Source organism: Xanthomonas hydrangeae, from assembly GCF_032697525.1.
Lineage (GTDB): Bacteria > Pseudomonadota > Gammaproteobacteria > Xanthomonadales > Xanthomonadaceae > Xanthomonas > Xanthomonas hydrangeae.
Genome location: NZ_CP103836.1, coordinates 3,842,848 through 3,861,467 on the forward strand (window position 1 = coordinate 3,842,848; position 18,620 = coordinate 3,861,467).

Below are 18,620 nucleotides of genomic sequence, written 5' to 3' on the forward strand. Positions count from 1 at the left end.
AGTGGGGGGAGGGGAGCGATGGTGTGGAGATGAATTCCACATCGCGACGGCCTCTAGTGTGTCCCACCGGACGTTAAGGTCTGGCTGATTCCGGCATGCACGATTCTGCGCAGGTTCATTGCGTCGCTGTGGTCGAGGCCGCAACGGCGTGTGCGGCACGCCGCAGTGGCCGACGAATGTCACAGTTGAGCGCAGCGATCAAGAGCTGAGCGCGTGCGCGGTTGCCGCGCTTAAAAACTGTAAGCCAGCTGCGCATAGATGCGACGCGGTTCGCCCGGAAAATGCCCGGTGCGTTCGGTGAAACCGCTCACCGCATAGACCTTGTCGAACAGGTTCTTGACGTTGACCTGCAGCTTCCACGCATCCCACTGCGTTTGCCAACTGATGTCGAAGATCGCATACGGTTTGACGCGCTGGCCTTCCAGGCTGACCCGCTCGCCCACGTAATCGGCACCAAAGGCGATTGCCGATTTCCAGGCCGGCAGGTCGTAGCGCGTCCACAGGCCGAAGGTGTTGCGCGGTGCATTGGCGAAGCGGTCGCCGGAGGCATTGGTGATGCCGTTGGTGCCTGCATCGAGCACGCGTGCATCGTTGTAGGCGTAGGTCAGATTGAGCACCCAACGTTCGGTGAGGTCGGCCAGCAGATCCACTTCCAGGCCTTCGCTGCGGACCAGGCCGAGGGCGGAGAGTTGATTGACGCCATCGACGATGCTGCCGTTGGCCTGCACGATATTGCTGCGTTCGATGCGGTAAAGCGCAGTATTGAGTGTGAGCCCGCCATCGTTGAGTGCGGTTTTCAGACCGACTTCCCATTGCGTGCTGCGCTCCGGATCGAACGGTCCGCCGACGCTGCTGTCCTGATTTGCCGCATCCTGCGGCAGAAAACCGCTGGCATAACTTGCGTAGGCATTGATGCCATCGCGCAACACGAAGGTGCTGCCCACGCGCCAACTGAGATCGTTGCCGGTGACGCGCGAGCCGTCCAGCAGGTTGTCGTCCTTGAAGCCGTCCCAGCGCAGCCCGGCCATCGCGTACCAGCGTGGCGTCAGTGTGAGTTCGTCCTGCAGATAGGCGCCGTAGCGCTGGCTGCGGGTGCTGGTGGCGCGCCAGGGCAGGCTGTCCAGCCCGTAGTCGTAAAAGCCGCTGCGTCCGTACACCGGGTTGAACAGATCGATGCCCGGCACCGGGCCGCGTGTGCGGCCGGTGTCGGCGGTATTTGCGGTTTGTGCGCGGAAATCCGCATCCAGCCGGTAGTAATCCGCGCCCATCAGCAGCTTGTGTTCGATCGCGCCGATGCTGGTGCGGAAGATCGCGTTGACGTTGCTGGAGATCGCATCGTTGTCGCGGAACTGATTGCGCAACTGCCGCGTCATCCATTCGGCGGTGCCGTCGCCATCGCGGTCGATCAGGCCCATCGGCTCGTGATAGATCTGATGCTCGTCGTTCTTGAACCAGCGCAGCGCCATGTCCACGTCCCACGCATCCGACGGCGCAAAGCGATACTGCGCGAACGCCACCTTGGCGCGCATGTCGAGGAAATCGGTGGGCTCGTTGTGGTTCCAGCGACGGTCGGTGAGGAAGTTGCCGTCGTCGTCCACCGGCACGCCACGCAGGCGATTGCCGCCCAGGTTCTGGGTGATGTCGGTGTACTGCAAGGTGAGCTCGCCGGTCTGGCCGATGTCGAACGCCACCGACGCATCGCCGATCTGGCTCTGACTGTCGGTGTTGCGGCGAAAGCCATCCTCGCCATCGGCATAGGCACCGATACGGTAGCGGATGCGCCCGTCTTCACGTGCCGGGCCGGTGGCTTCGAACGAGGCCGCACCGAAGGATTGATTGCCCACCTGCAGTTCCACCCGACGCGCGGCCTGATGGCCGGGCTTGCGGGTGACGTAATTGATGACGCCACCGGGTTCGCCGCCGCCGTACAGCGCACCGGCCGGACCCTTGAGTACTTCAACGCGTTCGATATTGAACAGCTGCGGCACTGAAAAGCCCGCGTACGGGTCGCCGCGCAATCCGTCGTACAACACGTTTTCCTGTCGGAATCCGCGCAGGGTGACACCGGCATAGCTGAAGAAACTGATGCCGCTGATGCTGCGATACAGATCGGTGATCTGCCGCGCCGCCTGGTCGTCGATTAGCTCGCGCGGCAGCACCTGCACCGACTGCGGTACAAGCGCCAGCGGCGTATCGGTACGTGTGGCCACTGCGGCGTCGTCGGATTTGTACAGCGTCTGCGCACGGCCGACGACGTCGACGCCATCTAGGTCGGTGACGGTTGCTGAGGTGCTGGTGTGCTGAGCGAAAGCGGATGGCGAGTGTAGGGCGAGCGCAGCGGTAAGCGCGGTGACAAGGAGCGTGGGGCGCATTGGTCACTAATGGGAATGGTTATCAAATGCATCTTAGCATGATGTGCTCGCTTCGCTGCGTGGACCGCTAGAGGTGGCCGGGTGTAGGTGTTGAGAGGTGCAGGTGGAGATTTGCGGACGTGCAGATTTGTAGAACGCAGAAATTCAGACTTGTGGACACGCAGACGCGCAGCGCATCCCTTCTCCCACCGGGAGAAGGTGCCCGAAGGGCGGATGAGGGTACGGGCGAAGCCGCGCGCCGTCCGTCATGCAGGAAGCCGCTTGACGCTAGTGCAGGATGAGCGGCATTGCATGCCATCGGTCGCATGGCATGCGCCCGTACCCTCACCCCAACCCCTCTCCCGCAGGAGAGGGGCTAACGCAGTTCACCCAAGCGTTTTGCTTTCGTCGAAACCCGTATCCACCGTCGAAACCCGTGTCGACAGACCAGACAGCACGACCACGCCTAATTCGGCTGCAATCGCAGCGTGTAACGCGTAGCAGTCGGCAAAAACGGGGTCGGCCGGCCATGCACCCAATCGTCATGCCCTGCGCCCCAGAACGGCGACAGCGGATGTCCGCTCTGGCCGCCTGGCATATGCACGATGCCGTCGCGTTCGTGGCCGGGCGAGACCACCATGCGTTCGGAGGCGCCGAAGGCCGGGCCTTGCACGCGCGGCATGTCGCGATCGCCGGGCAGTTGATCGGGCGGCATGCACAGCCAGCGCTTGGCGAGGGCAGGCAAGGCGCGCGCGATCGGGTGGCAGATCGCGGCGGTATTGCGCTCGCCCCAGGTGCGCTCGCTCAAGGGGCCGTCCTGCGTAGCTGAATCCTTCTGCGCACTGCGTGCAGCATCGGCAAGCAGCTGATCCCAACTGGTGTACGTGGGCGGCAACAAATGTGCAGGGCGCTGCTGCAGCATCGGCCAGACAATGCCTTCCAACTGCGCGCGACGCGGCGGCAGGAAGTCATCGCCAAGCGCAGCGTTTGCCGGTGCCAGCAGTCCGGCTTCCACCGCATCGATGGTCATGCTGCGAAAACCGCGCACGATGCGATAGCTCACCGAGCCGGTGGACGCATGCCCGTCCCACTGCCGCGTGGCGACTTCGATCTGTTGCAGCGCCGGGTCCTTGCTGCGTTCGACCACGCTGCGCAACAACTGCCACCAACGCGTGAGCAGCACGGCGCGATCGTCGAGCTGGATGGCGAGCAGATCCAGTTCGTTGAAACGCTGTTTGGCGAACAGATCGTCGCGGATCTGCTGCGCGCGCGCGCCCAGGTCATAACCGGCATTGCCGAGTGTCGCCAGCTGTTGCGCATCGACGATGCGGCTGTTGGCAGTCCAGAGCCGGTGCGCAGGTGGGTCGATCAAGGCAGGTGCATCGTCGCTGCGCACGGGCCATGGCACGCAGCCGGTCGGCGCAGGTTCGGAAGCGACCGCGCCGGCAGCCGCAGGCAACGCCTCGTTCGACTCCTGCGCCGAGGTTGCAGGTTCGGCAATACCGCTCGGGCTGCACCCCGCATTGCGTGCCGGGCGCGCGCCGATCAGCCGCCAGGCGATGCGCCCGCTGCGATCGGCCAGTACGAGATTTTGCGCAGGAATGCCAGAACGATCGGCCACCGCAAAGGCCGCCGCCAGATCCGCCGCGCTGCTCATCTGCGCGAAATCCAGGCGGATTGCACCAGGAAGCTGCGCGGCCCAGCGCAGTGCAAGCAAACTGCCGTCGGCATTCTCGTGCAGGATTGGGCCCCAGACCGCCTCGCGGACAGGAAAATTCACCGGTGCAGCGCCTGCCACACGAATCGTTTCGACATGCATGGTGAGCGCTTGCGGATGACCGGGCGTGGCTGGCGTAATCCGCGCGAAATCCGCTGTATCGATATAGCTGTTGGTGAACGCCCAGGCCACGTGCCCATTGCTGCCGACCACCACCGCCGGCAGGCCGGGCAGGGTGAAGCCGGTGACATCCACCTTGCCCTCGGGCGCGCTGGTATCCGGATACCGCAAGCGCGCGCGGAACCAGATGTTGGGCGCACGCAGGCCCAGGTGCATGTCGTCGGCGACGATGGCGCGACCATCGCGGGTGAGGCTGCCGTCCACGGCGAAGTTGTTGCTGCCCGGGGTCGGTTGTTCGGCGCGTGGTGCAGCGGCTGGATGCGGCAAACGCCGCAGATCCAGCGTTGCCGCATCCGGAAGCACCGCATCGCCCAGTGCCGGCCCGAACAGCGGTGCATCCCAGCTGGAGCCCTGATGATTGAGCAGCGCCGCCAGTGCGGGCGGCACCACCGCGCGGATGCGTGCGATGGCCAGTTCGGTCTGGTTGTCGTTGTCCTGCAGGTCGGCGTACATCGCCATGCCGGTGAGGATGGAATCGTCCAGCGTCCAGGCGCGCGGTGTCTGTCGCAGCAGCAGGTACGGCCACGGACGCACGCGCAAGGCCGCCAGCCCCGCATTCACGCCGTCGGTATAGGCCTGCAATGCAGCGCGCTGGCTGCCTGCAGCAATGTCCAGGCTGGCATGCACGCGTGCGCGCAACCGATGCACGCGATTGCGTTTGTCCAGGTCCAGCGCCGCAGCGCCAAACAGCTCGGAGAGTTCGCCTGCCGGCGCGCGGCGCATCAGATCCATCTCGAAATAGCGCTCCTGCGCGTGCACATAGCCGAGCGCGCGCATGGCATCGACCTGGCTGGCCGCATCGATGGTGACCACGCCCAATCGGTCGCGCTGCACGCTGACCGGTGCCGCCAGGCCGTGCAGTGCGTTATTGCCGTCCAGCTGCGGCAGGCTGCCACGCATCAACAGAGACACGGCCAACACGGCCGCCACGACCAACACCACGATTGCCAGCAGCAGCCGGCCCAGCCATTTGCGCATTGTCGACTCCTAGAGCTCGGTCAAAGTGTGGCGCGCCGTCATGACGGTGGCGGGTCTGGTGGCAACGCAACTGAAAGTGATTCCGATTAGATCATTGCCCGGCGGCTTAGGGCACCATGCGCGCATTGCGTCGCTGGAGCACATCATGAAAGGCCATCCCGAAGTCGTCGATTACCTCAAGCAGCTGCTGCGCGGCGAGCTGGCGGCACGCGACCAGTATTTCCTGCATTCGCGCCGTTACGAAGATCAGGGCCTGATGGCGCTGTACGAGCGCATCAATCACGAGATGCAGGAAGAGACCGAGCACGCCGACGCGCTGCTGCGGCGCATCCTGTTCCTGGAAGGCGACCCGGACATGCGGCCGTCGGAGTTTGCGCCCGGCAAGACCGTGGTGGAGATGCTCGAGCGCGATCTGGTGGTGGAATACGAAGTGCGCGCTGCGCTCGCTGCCGGCATGAAGCTGTGCGAAGAGCACGGCGATTACGTCAGCCGCGACATGCTGCTCAAGCAGCTGCAGGACACCGAAGAAGACCACGCCTGGTGGCTGGAGCAGCAGCTCGGCCTGATCAAGCGCATCGGCCTGGAGTTGTACCAGACCTCGAAGATCGACAAGGGTCACGTGGCCGGCTGAGTCGGGCGACTGGGGGCTGCGCAGCCGAAGAGCTGGCGCAGCACAGGTTCGCAGTCGGCAGGTGCCGCGCTGTGCATTGCGATTGCTGCGCGGCCTGCGTCATCTACCGACCGTCCGCTGCGGTGTATTGCTTGGCGCATTGCGCGCGTGTACAGAATCACCGCGTAGTGCAACGCCGCCTGGTCTCGATTGACTTGCGACTCGCGCATCGTGCGACGCATGCAGCGGCCGACTGATGCGGAGGCAGCGTTCGGGCGCGACAACGCGTTCGAATGCGATCGTCACTCGCGTTGCAGGCGATACACCCCGGTCGACAGTGCGGTAACGCCATCGGCACGGAAGCGCGGCTCCTGATCCAGGATGTCGCGGTGTTCCAACGCCTGCACCTGCCACTGCGCGTCGAACAATGCGTGCACCTCGGCAGCATCCACCGAGAAGGGTGGGCCGGCTTTTTCGGCTTGCGGATAGTCCAACGTGATCAGCAGGCCGCAGCAGCCGGTGGGCAGGCGCGCATAGACGGTCTCCAGATAGCGCCGACGTAGCGCCGCAGGCAGGGCGATCAATGCAGCGCGGTCATAGACAGCGCTGCAATCGGCCAGCACGCTTGCGTCCAGTGCAAAGGCATCGCCGCAGATGATTTCGATCGGGCCGGCAACAAAGTGTTCGCCGGCACTACTGCGGTGTCGCCGCGGTTGCAGGCCTGCGTTATCGAAGAACTGCGTGACGGCCAACGGCGATACTTCCACGCCGAGCACGCGATGGCCTTGCGCGGCGAACCAATGCATATCCAGTGTCTTGCCGCACAACGGCACCAGCACGCGGGCAGCCTTCGGCAACTGCAACGCCGGCCAATGCTTTTGCAGCAGCGGCATCACCTCGCCCTGATGGAAGCCGGTCTGACCGTCCTGCCAACGCTGCAACCAGAAGTCTGTATCCATGATGTTGTCTTGTTGTCGTTGACCAGTGAGTGACGTCGGGGATGGCAGTGACATTGCAGATCGAAAGGAGCCGATCAGAAAGCAGCGCATCGGACAGCCGCGCGACGTGCACTGCTTGCACCATGCAAACCGACCATCTCGACTGGTCCTTGCCGGCTCACCGTCGCGGGACCTTACGCGGCATGGATGCCGCGTAAGAGCCTACATGGATGTACTTGCGGCGTGTCCCGCGATGGTGGGCCGGCAAGGACCCTGCAGCCAAGCCGCAGATCATCCGCTCTACAACCGAGGCATCCGCACCGTTCGATGACCTTTCAAGGCGACGCAGAGATTGAGCTTCAGCGTCATTTGGATGTTCCAAGCCGAACTAATCGAGGGCGCGACGACAGCATCGAACGCGCCGCCGCGCGCCGGATGAGTGAGTCATCCTTACTGCACTTCCAGCCCGTCCACTTTCTGCCACCCCCGTGGCAACAACGCCCCGCGACTCGCACGCGCGCCCACATACGTATCCAGATCCTTGAACGACAGGCTCATGGTGCGTGCGCCGCTGCGTACCAGCAGCGTGTTGCCCGGCGCCACCGCCACCACCGCCACCACGCGCTCGGTGCCGAGCTTGGCCTTGGGGATCTCGATGATCTTGTTGCCTTTGCCCTTGTCCAGCTCGGGCACATCGCTGGCAGCCACCGCCAACAGATTGCCGGCGCTGGTGACCGCGACAATGCGATCGGTCTGCGGGTTGATCACTTGCGCCGGCGTGAGCACCTGCGCGCCGGTGGTCAGATTGAGCATCGCCTTGCCGGCCTTGTTGCGACCGGTGAGGTTTTCGAAGCGGGTGACGAAGCCATAGCCGTGCGAGGAGGCCAGCACGAAGCGGGTGGCGTTGTCGGCGCTGGCCATGACCTGGAACGACGCGCCGGAAGCGGGCGAGAAACGTCCGGTCAACGGCTCGCCATTGCCGCGTGCCGAGGGCAGGGTGTGCACTGCAGTGGAGTAGGCGCGGCCTTCCGAATCCAGGAACGCCACTTGATGGGTGCTGCGGCTGCGCACTGCGGCCAGCAGGCTGTCGCCATCGCGGTAGGACATGCCGGCCGGATCCACTTCGTGGCCCTTGGCCGCGCGCACCCAGCCCTTTTCCGACAACACCACGGTCATCGGTTCGCTGGCGACCATCTCGGTTTCGTCGATCGCCTGCGCCGCGCCGCGCTGCACCAGCGGCGAGCGACGTGCGTCGCCGAACTTCTTCGCGTCGGCGGTCAGCTCGTCCTTGATCAGCTTCTTCAGCTTGGTCTTGCTTTCGAGAATGGCCAGGAGTTGCGCGCGTTCCTTGGCGAGGGCTTCCTGCTCGCCGCGGATCTTCATTTCTTCCAGGCGCGCCAGCTGACGCAGCTTGGTTTCCAGAATGTATTCGGCCTGTTCCTCGCTGAGCGCGAACTTGGCCATCAACACCGGCTTGGGCTCGTCCTCGCTGCGGACGATGCGGATCACTTCGTCCAGATTGAGGAAGGCGATCAACAAGCCTTCCAACAGGTGCAGGCGGCGCTCGACCTTCTGCAGGCGATGGTTGAGGCGGCGGGTGACGGTGTCGCTGCGGAAGGTCAGCCACTCGCTCAGCAGCTGGCGCAGATTCTTCACCTGCGGGCGGCCGTCCAGCCCGATCACGTTGAGATTGACGCGGTAGCTGCGCTCAAGATCGGTCGTAACGAACAAATGACCCATCAGCTGCTCTGCATCGACGCGGTTGGAGCGCGGCACCAGCACCACCCGCACCGGGCTGGTGTGGTCGGACTCGTCGCGGATGTCTTCCAGCCACGGCAGCTTCTTGGCGCGCATCTGCTGGGCGATCTGCTCGATCACCTTGGACGGCGAGACCTGATACGGCAGCGCGTCGATGACGATGTTGGCGTGTTCTTTCTTGTAGGTGGCGCGTGCACGCACGCTGCCGTGGCCGGTCTCGTAGATGGCGCGCAGATCGGCCACCGGGGTGATGATTTCGGCGGTGGTCGGGTAGTCCGGGCCGAGCACGTGCTCGCACAGTTCGGCGACCGTGGCATCGGGGTTGTCGAGCAGGCGCAGCAGCGCGCTGACGATCTCGTTGAGGTTATGCGGCGGCACGTCGGTGGCCATGCCCACCGCAATGCCGGTGGTGCCGTTGAGCAGCAGATGCGGCAGGCGTGCCGGCAACCAGGTCGGCTCTTCCAGGGTGCCGTCGAAGTTGGCGGCCCAATCGGTGGTGCCCTGGCTGATTTCGCCCAGCAGCACTTCGGCGATCGGGGTCAGCTTGGATTCGGTGTAACGCATCGCCGCGAACGACTTCGGATCGTCGGTGGAGCCGAAGTTGCCCTGGCCTTCGATCAGCGGGTAACGGTATGAAAACGGCTGCGCCATCAGCACCAGCGCTTCGTAGCACGCGCTGTCGCCGTGCGGATGGTACTTACCGATCACATCGCCCACGGTACGCGCGGATTTCTTCGGCTTGGCGGCGGCATTCAGGCCCAGCTCGCTCATCGCGAAGATGATGCGCCGCTGCACCGGCTTCAGGCCGTCACCCAGGAACGGCAGGGCGCGGTCGAGCACCACGTACATCGAATAGTCGAGATAGGCGCGTTCGGCGTACTCGCGCAGCGGCAGCTGTTCGAAGCCATGGAAGGTGGGGCGGGTCAGATCGGTCATTGCGAAGCCAGGTCCTACGAAAGAGGAGCCCGCGCGCCAGGCGCGAGCTCGAAGAGCGCCGATTATCCGGATGCGGCGGGGGATGCCAAGCCACGCGCGTGGCCACCGGCCAGATAACGCGTGGGCGGGGCGCCGAAATGGCGGTGGAACACGCTGACGAAAGCGCTGGGGCTGCTATAGCCGAGCTGGTCGGCAACCTGTGCCACCGCGCTGCCCTGACTCAAGCGCCGCAGGCCTTCGGCGAGCCTGGCCTGCTGCCGCCACTGCGCGAAACTCAGCCCGGTCTCGCTGCGGAAGTGCCGGCTCAGACTGCGCGGCGACAGCCCGCCCCAATCGGCCCAGGCATCCAGCGGGCGCGGGTCGGCGGGAGTGTCGAGCAACTGACGGGCGATACGCAGCAGCCGGCGGTCGGCCGGCATCGGCAGGTGCAGGTGGTCGATCTGCGCCTGGCACAGTTCGTCCAGCAGCACGGCGGCCAGCCGTTGCCGGGCGGCATCCAGCGGCTGGTCCAGCGGCCAGCCGGCCGCGCGCATGATGACTTCGCGGGCGAGCCCGGTCAGGCGGATCACGCCGCCCTGGGCGGGCAGGGCGGCGCAGGCATCCGGCCGCACCACCACGCCCCAGCCGCGCATCGGCCCGGCCAGCTCCACGGTGTGCTGCTGGCCGGGCGGCATCCAGCCGGCGCAGCCCGGCGGCAATGAGAGGGTGCCCTGTTCGGTATGCACGGTCAGTACGCCGTGCTCCACATACATCAGCTGGCCGCGCACATGCGCGTGCGGGGCGGTCTCCGGTGCCCATACCGCATGCAGATCGGCCAGGAAGGCGATCACTTCCGGACCATCGGCCCATTCGAAGCTGGCGCGCACGCCCGGTGGCAAGGCATCGACCGTCGTTGGCGGGTTTTCGATAGTCATTGGCGCAATTGTATTACCGGGCCAGCCAGACCCGCGCGTATCGTGACGATCCTTGCATGCGGTTTAATCCCTTTTGACATATTTGCATTGACAAATATATATTTCGGAAGAAAATGGCCGGCCATGAACGATCTCTCCTACACCTCGCCGTCGTTCGGCTTGTTGCTGCGCCAGGTGCGCGACGCGCTGATGCGCCAGCTCGATGCCGAGATGAAGGGCGAACTGCCCGACTTCGGCTTCAGCCACTACGTCGGTCTGAAGATCCTGGCAGTGCGTTCGCCCTGCACGGCCAACGAACTGGCGCTGGCGCTGGACCAGACCCCGAGCGCGGTGACCCGGCTGCTCGACAAGCTCGAAGCGCTCGGTGCGGTGCGGCGCGAGCCGCATGCGCAGGACCGGCGCGCGTTGCAGATCGTCATGACCGAACAGGGCGTGGCCTTGTGGGAGCGCCTGAAGCTGCGCGGCGAACGCGCCATCGAGCACGGCCTGCGCGATCTGGCCGCGCCCGAGCGCGAACAACTCACCTCTCTTCTTATCCGTGTCCGCGATGCACTCAACTCATGAACGCTGCTAGTTCCTCGATCCAGATGTTGCGCCTGCGCTCAACGCGCTTTGCGCGGCCGCTTGTGCTCACCGCCTTGACGCTGGCATTGGCCGCCTGCGCGAGCAGTCGTGGTCTGGCCCCGCAAGGCGCCGTGCTGAAACCGGGCACGCTACATGCCGAGCGCACCCTGGCCCAAACCACCCTGAGCCCGGCGGCGTGGCCGGCCAGCGATTGGTGGCGCGCCTTGGGCGATCCGCAATTGAACGCGTTGATTGCCGAAGGCCTGCAGCACAGCCCCAGCCTGGCGGCGGCGGATGCACGCCTGCGTCAGGCGCAGGCCCGCATCGGCACCGCGCAGGCCGATCGCGGCCCGAGCCTGTCGGTGTCCGGTGGCTATGCCGGCGTGCAGTTGCCCGAATCGGTGGTGGGCGACGAACGCGGCGGCAAGTTCGGCGGCAACGGACAGGTAGTGCTGGATTTCCGCTACGGCGTGGACCTGTGGGGCGGCAAGCGCGCCGCCTGGGAAGCGGCAGTGGACCAGGCGCATGCGTCCGATGTGGATGCGCAGGCGGCTCGCCTGAACCTGTCGGCGGCGATCGCCGAAGCCTATGCCCAGCTCGATTACGCCTGGCGTCTGCACGATGTGGCCAACGACGAGCTGACGCGCGCGCAGAAGACCCTGGACCTCACCCGGCAACGTCGCGGCGCCGGCATCGACAGCGAACTGCAGGTGCGTCAATCGCAGGCACGTGTGTCGGCGGCGCAACAGCAACTGCAATCGGCGCAGCAGCAGATCGACGAAGCGCGCACGGCGCTGGCCGCGTTGGTCGGGCAGGGCCCGGACCGCGGTCTGGATATCGCCCGTCCCACCTTGAGCAGCGCAGGCGCGCTGCAATTGCCGAGCGCATTGCCCGCCGAATTGTTGGGCCGGCGCCCCGATGTGGTCGCCGCGCGCTGGCGCGTGGAGGCGGCCGATAAAGACATTGCGGTCGCCAAGACGCGTTTCTATCCCAGCTTCAACATCACCGCGCTCGGTGGGCTGGTGAATCGCGATGTCGGCCAGTTGCTGGAAAGTGCGTCGCTGTTCGGCGTGGTCGCTCCGGCATTGAGCCTGCCGATCTTCGACGGCGGCAAGCTGCGCGCCAATCTGGCCGGCAGCGATGCGCAGTACGACCTGGCGGTGGCCGATTACAACCAGAAGGTGCTCGATGCGCTGCGCGAGGTGGCCGACCAGGTCAACGCGGTGCGTTCGCTGGAGCAGCGTGCACGCTCGCAGGACGAAGCGGTGCAGACCGTCACTGCCGCCTTCGATCTCGCACAGCAGCGCTACCGCGCCGGCATCGGCAGCTATCTGGAAGTGCTCAGCGTGCAGGAGCAATTGCTCACCGCACGCCAGCGCATGGCCAGCCTGCAATCGCAACAACTGTTGGCCTCGGTGAGGTTGCAGCGCGCTTTGGGCGGCGGATTCACGCCGGAACCTGCGCGCGATACCGCACACGCCGCGACCACTTCCGCACAACCGAATTCCTGAGACAGCGACGATGAGCCAGACGACTGCAACTTCTTCCCAACCTGCGCCGGCCGCGCCCAGCAAGCGCCGTGCGGCGCTGCGCATCGTGGCCATTGTGGTGATCCTGGCGATCATCGGTCTTGTGGTGTGGTATTTCCTGGTCGGCCGCTGGCACGAAGACACCGACGACGCATACGTGCAGGGCAACCAGGTACAGATCACCCCGATGGTGGGCGGCACCGTTGTCAGCATCGGCGCCGAAGACGGCATGCGCGTGGAGCGCGGCCAGTTGCTGGTGCAGTTGGACCCGGCCGATACCGCAGTCGCACTGCAGCAGGCCGAAGCCAACCTGGCCAAGACCGTGCGTCAGGTACGCGGTCTGTACCGCAGCGTGGAAGGCGCGCAGGCCGAATTGTCTTCGCGCGAGGTCACGTTGCGCAGTGCACGCGCCGACTTCGCACGGCGTAAGGATCTTGCTGCCAGTGGCGCGATTTCCAACGAAGAACTGGCGCATGCCCGCGAAGAACTCGCTGCTGCCGAAGCGGCGGTGAGCGGTTCGCGCGAGAGCTTCGAGCGTAATCGCGCATTGGTGGATGACAGTGCGGTGGCGAATCAGCCAGACGTGCAGACGGCCGCCGCGCAGCTGCGTCAGGCCTATCTCAACCATGCGCGCACCGGTGTGATTGCGCCGGTGTCCGGTTACGTGGCGCGTCGTTCGGCGCAGCTCGGCCAGCGTGTGCAGCCCGGTAGCGTGCTGATGGCGGTGGTGCCGCTGGAGCAGGTGTGGGTGGAAGCCAATTTCAAGGAAACCCAGCTCAAGCACATGCGTCTGGGCCAGCCGGTGGAACTGCATTCGGATCTGTACGGCGGCGGCGTGAACTACACCGGCCGCATCGAAAGCCTGGGCCTGGGCACCGGCAGCGCGTTCTCGCTGTTGCCGGCGCAAAACGCCAGCGGCAACTGGATCAAGATCGTGCAACGCGTGCCGGTGCGCATCGCGGTGGATGCCAAGCAACTGGCCGGCAATCCCTTGCGCATTGGCTTGTCGATGAAGGTCGAGGTCAATCTGCACGATCAGCAGGGCAGCGTGTTGCCGACCAGGTTCGCCAACGGCGCGGTGTTCTCCACCGACGTGTATGCGCAGCAGTTGCAGGCCGCCGACGCGGATATCCAACGCATCATCCAGGACAACCTGCCCGCGCAGGCTGTTTCCAAGGCGGGCTAAGCCAGCATGTCTTCGCAAGCTCCCACCGCGCCCGGCGGCCCCTCGGCGCCTGCGCCCGCCGCCGGCTTTCGCCCCGCGAGCGTGGCGCTGTGCACCGTGGGCCTGGCGATGGCCTCGTTCATGCAGGTGCTGGACACCACCATCGCCAACGTGTCGTTGCCGACCATCGCCGGCAATCTCGGTGCCAGTTCGCAGCAGGCGACCTGGGTCATCACCTCGTTCGCGGTCAGCACCGCGATCGCCTTGCCGCTGACCGGTTGGCTGAGCCGCCGCTTCGGCGAGACCAAGCTGTTCGTGTGGTCGACGCTGGCCTTCACCATTGCTTCGTTGCTGTGCGGCCTCGCCCAGAGCATGGGCATGCTGGTGGTGTCGCGCGCGCTGCAGGGGTTTGTTGCCGGGCCGATGTACCCGATCACCCAGAGCCTGCTGGTGTCGATCTACCCGCGCGAAAAACGCGGGCAGGCGCTCGCCCTGCTGGCGATGATCACCGTGGTGGCGCCGATCGCCGGGCCGATTCTGGGCGGCTGGATCACCGACAACTACAGCTGGGAATGGATCTTCCTGATCAACGTGCCGCTGGGCATCATCGCCAGCAGCATCGTTGGCTCGCAGCTGCGGCATCGCCCCGAGCAGCTGGAAAAACCGCGCATGGACTACATCGGCCTGATCCTGTTGGTGGTCGGTGTCGGCGCGCTGCAGCTGGTGCTGGATCTGGGTAACGACGAGGATTGGTTCTCTTCCGACAAGATCGTGGTGCTGGCCTGCGTCGCTGCGGTGGCGCTGGTGGTGTTCGTGATCTGGGAGCTCACCGACAAGGATCCCATCGTCGATCTCAAGCTGTTCCGGCATCGCAACTTTCGCGCCGGCACCCTGGCGATGGTGGTGGCCTATGCGGCATTTTTCAGCGTGAGCCTGCTGATCCCGCAATGGCTGCAACGCGACATGGGCTACACCGCGATCTGGGCTGGCCTTGCCACCGCGCCGATCGGCATCCTGCCGGTGTTGATGACGCCGTTCGTGGGCAAGTACGCGCTGCGTTTCGACCTGCGCATGCTCGCCACCGTTGCCTTCATCTTCCTGTCGTTCACCAGCTTCCTGCGCTCCAACTTCAACCTGCAGGTGGATTTCGGCCATGTGGCGACCGTGCAGTTGGTGATGGGCGTGGGCGTGGCCTTGTTCTTCATGCCGGTGCTGCAGATCCTGCTATCGGATCTGGACGGGCGCGAGATCGCGGCAGGCTCGGGCCTGGCCACCTTCCTGCGTACGTTGGGCGGCAGCTTCGCCGCATCGTTGACCACCTATCTGTGGGCACGTCGCACCCAGGTGCACCACGCGCACATCACCGAACACATCTCGGTGTACACGCCGGGCATGCAGGAGCAGGTCACCGCGATGGGGCAGGGCGACCTGCAACGCGGCGCGGCATCGCTGAACAACATGATCAATCACCAGGCCTCGCAGATGGGCTTCAACGACATCTTCTACCTGCTCGGCTGGACCTTCCTGGCTATCATCTTCTTCCTGTGGCTGGCCAAGCCGCCGTTCGGTGCGGGCGCGGGCGGCGCAGCGGCGGCTGGCGGGCATTGAGCGCGAGTCACAAGGCACTTGGCCGCTTTAACATCGGCTAAGACGGCGACCTCACATCGGTCTACTGCAGAGCGGATGATTTGCGACTTGGCTGCAGGGCCCTTGCCCGCTCACCATCGCGGGACACGCCGCAAGTACGTCCGTGTAGGCGCTTACGCGGCATCCATGCCGCGTAAGGTCCCACGACGGTGAGCGGGCAAGGACCAGTCAAGAGGGTCGGTGTGCTTAGCGCTTCTCAAAGCAATCAGCAAAAGCTGTTTCGGAGAAGCTTATCGCCTTCGCGCTGCAGTCGTCTGCTGACAACGAAATGCAGGTGTTTGTCGATGTACTGCGTGCCGACAACAGCATCCCTATCAATCAATTCGAGGTGTGTGGTCAACACGACGGGCTATGCCGTTCTGGCCAATCTCGGCGCAGATGTGGCGATTCGCGTGTTTGCATTGAATGTGCTGCTGTTTCCTGCGTTCAGCAATGCGCTGAGCAGTCTTGCCTAGGCGTATGAGGCAAACGGAGATCTCGCCCGTTCAAGAGGCATCAGGCAGAGCATCAAGAACATGCCCGCCCTGCCTGGAAAACAATGATCTGCATTCTTTGCAAGATGGACGCGCACCGGTAGGCAGCATGGCCCCGCTCTGTGATACGTGTTCGCATGTCGAAAGTCACTGGTGGCGCATTCCTGCAGCGCTGCCGATCGGCATGCTCAGCAATGCCGACAGACCATCGTCCAATCGCATGGACCAAACGCAAAAAACCCCGCCTGAGCGGGGTTTTTTACGATCTACCGTGAGTCGTGGTGCCCAGGAGAGGACTCGAACCTCCACGAAGTTGCCCCCGCTAGCACCTGAAGCTAGTGCGTCTACCAATTCCGCCACCTGGGCGACTCAGGAGGCGAATTGTGCAAGTTGCGCACGAAGCTGTCAACGCATCTCGCACAAATTCTTCGTGGTGGCTGGCGCCTGCCGGCAACTCGAAAAAATACGGCGCGGCGGACGCGCGCATTGCACGCCCGCTGCCACATAGGCTTACGGCAGCTGCGCGGCCTGCAACGTGACCTCAGCACTCTGCACCGGTTCGCTTGCCGAACGCGCCAGCTGCACGCGATAGGTGCCAGCGGCAATCGTCCAGTGACGCGCCTTGGCATCGAAGTCGGCCAGCGTCTTGGGTTCGGCGATCACCTGCACGTTGTGCTTTTCGCCGGGCTTGAGGGTGAGCTTCTGCCAGCCGATCAGGCGCAGCGGGGTGGCGTGGCCGTCGGGCAGGGTGAGGTATAGCTGCGGCACGGCGGCGCCTTCGCGCGGGCCGATGTTTTCCACTTCGAAGTTCGCCGTGAGCTGGCTGCCGTTGGCCTCAACGCGCAGCCCGCCCATTCGGAACTGGGTGTACGACAGACCATGGCCAAACGGATAACGCGGGGTCAACTTGCGCGCGGCGAACCACTTGTAGCCGACATTGGCACCTTCGATGGCGTAGTCGATGCTGTCTTCACCCGGCTTGGCCGGCTTGAAGCCCAGGCCCGGGATCGAGGGACGCGGCAGCTGCGACTCGTCCACCGGCCAGGTTACCGGCAGATGGCCGGAAGGATTGACCTTGCCGGTCAGCAGGTTGGCGATCGCCTCGCCGCCGCCGATGCCCGGATACCACGCCTGCAACACCGCTGGCACGCGCTCGGCCCAGGGCATGCGCACCGGGCCGTTGGTTTCCAGCACCACGGTGGTCCTGGGGTTGGCCTTGGCCACCGCCTCGATCAAGGCGTCCTGGTTGTCGGGCAATTGCATGTCCGGCAGATCCACCGATTCGGCGGCCCATTGGGTGGCGAACACGATCGCCACATCGGCCGCCTTGGCCACGCGCGCGGCGGCAGCGCGGTCCTTGCCGTCGACATAATCGATCTGCACGTCCGGCAATGCGGCGCGCAATGCCTGCAACGGCGAGGACGGATGGATGATCACCGGGCCGGGCCAGGTGGTCGGGGTGAGGCCGGGCACCGCATTGCCGCCGTTGATGGTGTAGTCCACCCGCGAGGAGCCGCCGCCGGACATCACGCCCTTGTCGGCGTAACCACCGATCACCGCGATGCGGCGCACGTCCTTGGACAACGGCAGGGTCGCCTGCTCGTTACGCAGCAGCACGCTGCCTTCTTCGGCGACATGTTGCGCGGCCAGCAGCCCGGCCTTGCCGTCGATCGGCTGGCGCTGGGTTGGGTGATCGAACGCGCCATGCGCGAACAGGCTGCGCAGCACGCGCTTGACCATATCGTCGAAGCGCGCGCGTGGCACCACGCCGGCCGACACCGCCATGCGCAGCGGGGCATCGAAGAACACCGCCGCATCGAATACTTCGCCGGCCGATTGCTGGTCCAGACCGGCCAGGGCCGCCTTGGAGCCGCTGTGCACGCCGCCCCAATCGGACATCACATAGCCGGGGTAGTTCCATTCCTGCTTGAGCACCTGGTTGAGCAGGTAATCGTGCTCGCAGCCGTAGATACCGTTGATCTTGTTGTAGGAGCACATCACCGAGGCCGGGTCGCCGATCTTCAACGCGATCTCGAACGCCAGCAGGTCCGATTCGTGCATCGCCTGCTCGCCGATCTGCGCGCTATGAAAGTTGCGCCGCGTTTCCATATCGTTGAGCGCGAAGTGCTTCATCGTCGACAGCACATGTTCGCTCTGCACGCCGCGAATCGATTCGCCGACCATGGTGCCGGCCAGCAGCGGGTCTTCGCCGGCATATTCGAAATTGCGTCCGTTGCGCGGGTCGCGCTGCAGGTTGACGCTGCCGGCCAGCAGCACGTTGAAGCCCTGCTGCCAGGATTCGCGGCCCATGGTCTTGCCGCCGGCGTAGGCCAGTTGCGGATTCCAGCTGGAGGCGGTCGAGGGGCCGGACGGCATCGCAGTGGCGAAGTCGCCCTTGCGGATGCCACCGGGATTGGTCACGCCGACGCCGGCGTCGGCCAGCTGCTGCGCCGGAATGCCCAGGCGCGGGATGCCGGGCACGTAGCCGGCCGAGCCCAGCGCGCCTTCGGGCTTGGGAATCTTGTCGGTGCCCAGGCCGAAATAGCTGCGCAGCATCTGGAATTTTTCGTCTTCGCTCATCTGCGCCAGCAGGCGGTCGGCGCGCTGGTCCGCAGTCAACGCGGTATCCATCCACGGCTGCGCTGCAGCGGTGGTTTGTGCGCCAAGCGGGGCGGCAAACGCGACACTCATGCCGAGTGCAATGGCGAGCGCGAGACGGTGCGGTGCGGCGCATGTAAACGTTTTCATATCGAGGTGTGACACTGAGCGGTCCTTGTGATGCGGTTGCAATCAGGGGAGGGCACCGCAGTGCCCAGGTTCGAATGGCGCGCGTGCGCGCCGAATCAGGGGGTTGCCGTAA

12 protein-coding genes and 1 tRNA gene are annotated in these 18,620 nt (G+C 64.9%); 6 read left to right on the top strand and 7 right to left on the bottom strand.

The annotated features are described in order from the left end of the window. Nucleotides 1–230: 230 nt before the first annotated feature. On the bottom strand, nt 231–2,372 hold the full coding sequence (locus NYR97_RS16425; protein ID WP_316694683.1) for a TonB-dependent siderophore receptor: 2,142 nt from the start codon (nt 2,370–2,372) through the stop codon (nt 231–233). Nucleotides 2,373–2,817: 445 nt separating this feature from the next. Continuing rightward, nucleotides 2,818–5,226 (bottom strand): penicillin acylase family protein, encoded by a 2,409-nt coding sequence (locus NYR97_RS16430; protein ID WP_316694685.1) that lies wholly within the window; start codon nt 5,224–5,226, stop codon nt 2,818–2,820. Between the two features lie 145 nt (nt 5,227–5,371). Here NYR97_RS16430 and bfr point away from each other — a divergent pair, with 145 nt between their 5' ends. Next, nucleotides 5,372–5,857 (top strand): bacterioferritin, encoded by a 486-nt coding sequence (bfr, locus tag NYR97_RS16435; RefSeq protein WP_043889738.1) that lies wholly within the window; start codon nt 5,372–5,374, stop codon nt 5,855–5,857. 281 nt (nt 5,858–6,138) lie between these two features. On the opposite strand, the gene NYR97_RS16440 is transcribed toward bfr, so the two are convergent. The 3 genes from NYR97_RS16440 to NYR97_RS16450 all read right to left on the bottom strand — a co-directional run bounded on the left by NYR97_RS16440 (nt 6,139) and on the right by NYR97_RS16450 (nt 10,382). Beyond that, a complete protein-coding gene (locus NYR97_RS16440; RefSeq protein ID WP_316694686.1) occupies nt 6,139–6,795 on the bottom strand; it encodes a thiopurine S-methyltransferase in 657 nt (218 codons plus the stop codon). Between the two features lie 429 nt (nt 6,796–7,224). Then, nucleotides 7,225–9,468, bottom strand: coding sequence for a DNA topoisomerase IV subunit A (parC, locus tag NYR97_RS16445; RefSeq protein ID WP_316694687.1), 2,244 nt, complete (start codon nt 9,466–9,468; stop codon nt 7,225–7,227). A 62-nt stretch (nt 9,469–9,530) separates the two neighbouring features. Then, nucleotides 9,531–10,382 (bottom strand): AraC family transcriptional regulator, encoded by an 852-nt coding sequence (locus NYR97_RS16450; protein ID WP_316694689.1) that lies wholly within the window; start codon nt 10,380–10,382, stop codon nt 9,531–9,533. Between the two features lie 123 nt (nt 10,383–10,505). Here NYR97_RS16450 and NYR97_RS16455 point away from each other — a divergent pair, with 123 nt between their 5' ends. From NYR97_RS16455 to NYR97_RS16475, 5 genes are all read left to right on the top strand, one after another. After that, nucleotides 10,506–10,946: a MarR family winged helix-turn-helix transcriptional regulator gene (locus tag NYR97_RS16455; protein WP_316694691.1), complete on the top strand. Its 441-nt coding sequence runs from the start codon at nt 10,506–10,508 to the stop codon at nt 10,944–10,946. 23 nt (nt 10,947–10,969) lie between these two features. Further along, entirely contained in the window at nt 10,970–12,457 is a 1,488-nt protein-coding gene (locus NYR97_RS16460) for an AdeC/AdeK/OprM family multidrug efflux complex outer membrane factor (RefSeq protein WP_316698302.1), read from the top strand. A gap of 10 nt (nt 12,458–12,467) precedes the next feature. Then, nucleotides 12,468–13,661: an HlyD/EmrA/EmrK family protein gene (locus NYR97_RS16465; RefSeq protein ID WP_210761963.1), complete on the top strand. Its 1,194-nt coding sequence runs from the start codon at nt 12,468–12,470 to the stop codon at nt 13,659–13,661. A 6-nt stretch (nt 13,662–13,667) separates the two neighbouring features. Beyond that, a complete protein-coding gene (locus tag NYR97_RS16470; RefSeq protein ID WP_104583372.1) occupies nt 13,668–15,248 on the top strand; it encodes a DHA2 family efflux MFS transporter permease subunit in 1,581 nt (526 codons plus the stop codon). 323 nt (nt 15,249–15,571) lie between these two features. Further along, on the top strand, nt 15,572–15,742 hold the full coding sequence (locus tag NYR97_RS16475; protein ID WP_210761961.1) for a hypothetical protein: 171 nt from the start codon (nt 15,572–15,574) through the stop codon (nt 15,740–15,742). A gap of 297 nt (nt 15,743–16,039) precedes the next feature. Here the strand turns inward: NYR97_RS16475 and NYR97_RS16480 are convergent. Then, nucleotides 16,040–16,126, bottom strand: a tRNA-Leu gene (locus NYR97_RS16480). A gap of 144 nt (nt 16,127–16,270) precedes the next feature. Further along, nucleotides 16,271–18,451 (bottom strand): beta-glucosidase family protein, encoded by a 2,181-nt coding sequence (locus NYR97_RS16485; RefSeq protein WP_425613000.1) that lies wholly within the window; start codon nt 18,449–18,451, stop codon nt 16,271–16,273. Between the last annotated feature and the right edge of the window lie 169 nt (nt 18,452–18,620).

Bases quoted from the DNA above. Each gene is read 5' to 3' on its own strand.
- NYR97_RS16450 (WP_316694689.1), bottom strand. From the start codon at position 10,382: ATGACTATCGAAAACCCGCCAACGACGGTCGATGCCTTGCCACCGGGC.
- NYR97_RS16460 (WP_316698302.1), top strand. From the start codon at position 10,970: ATGTTGCGCCTGCGCTCAACGCGCTTTGCGCGGCCGCTTGTGCTCACC.
- NYR97_RS16475 (WP_210761961.1), top strand. From the start codon at position 15,572: ATGTACTGCGTGCCGACAACAGCATCCCTATCAATCAATTCGAGGTGT.
- NYR97_RS16485 (WP_425613000.1), bottom strand. From the start codon at position 18,451: ATGAGTGTCGCGTTTGCCGCCCCGCTTGGCGCACAAACCACCGCTGCA.
- NYR97_RS16470 (WP_104583372.1), top strand. From the start codon at position 13,668: ATGTCTTCGCAAGCTCCCACCGCGCCCGGCGGCCCCTCGGCGCCTGCG.
- NYR97_RS16455 (WP_316694691.1), top strand. From the start codon at position 10,506: ATGAACGATCTCTCCTACACCTCGCCGTCGTTCGGCTTGTTGCTGCGC.
- bfr (WP_043889738.1), top strand. From the start codon at position 5,372: ATGAAAGGCCATCCCGAAGTCGTCGATTACCTCAAGCAGCTGCTGCGC.
- NYR97_RS16465 (WP_210761963.1), top strand. From the start codon at position 12,468: ATGAGCCAGACGACTGCAACTTCTTCCCAACCTGCGCCGGCCGCGCCC.
- NYR97_RS16440 (WP_316694686.1), bottom strand. From the start codon at position 6,795: ATGGATACAGACTTCTGGTTGCAGCGTTGGCAGGACGGTCAGACCGGC.
- parC (WP_316694687.1), bottom strand. From the start codon at position 9,468: ATGACCGATCTGACCCGCCCCACCTTCCATGGCTTCGAACAGCTGCCG.
- NYR97_RS16430 (WP_316694685.1), bottom strand. From the start codon at position 5,226: ATGCGCAAATGGCTGGGCCGGCTGCTGCTGGCAATCGTGGTGTTGGTC.
- NYR97_RS16425 (WP_316694683.1), bottom strand. From the start codon at position 2,372: ATGCGCCCCACGCTCCTTGTCACCGCGCTTACCGCTGCGCTCGCCCTA.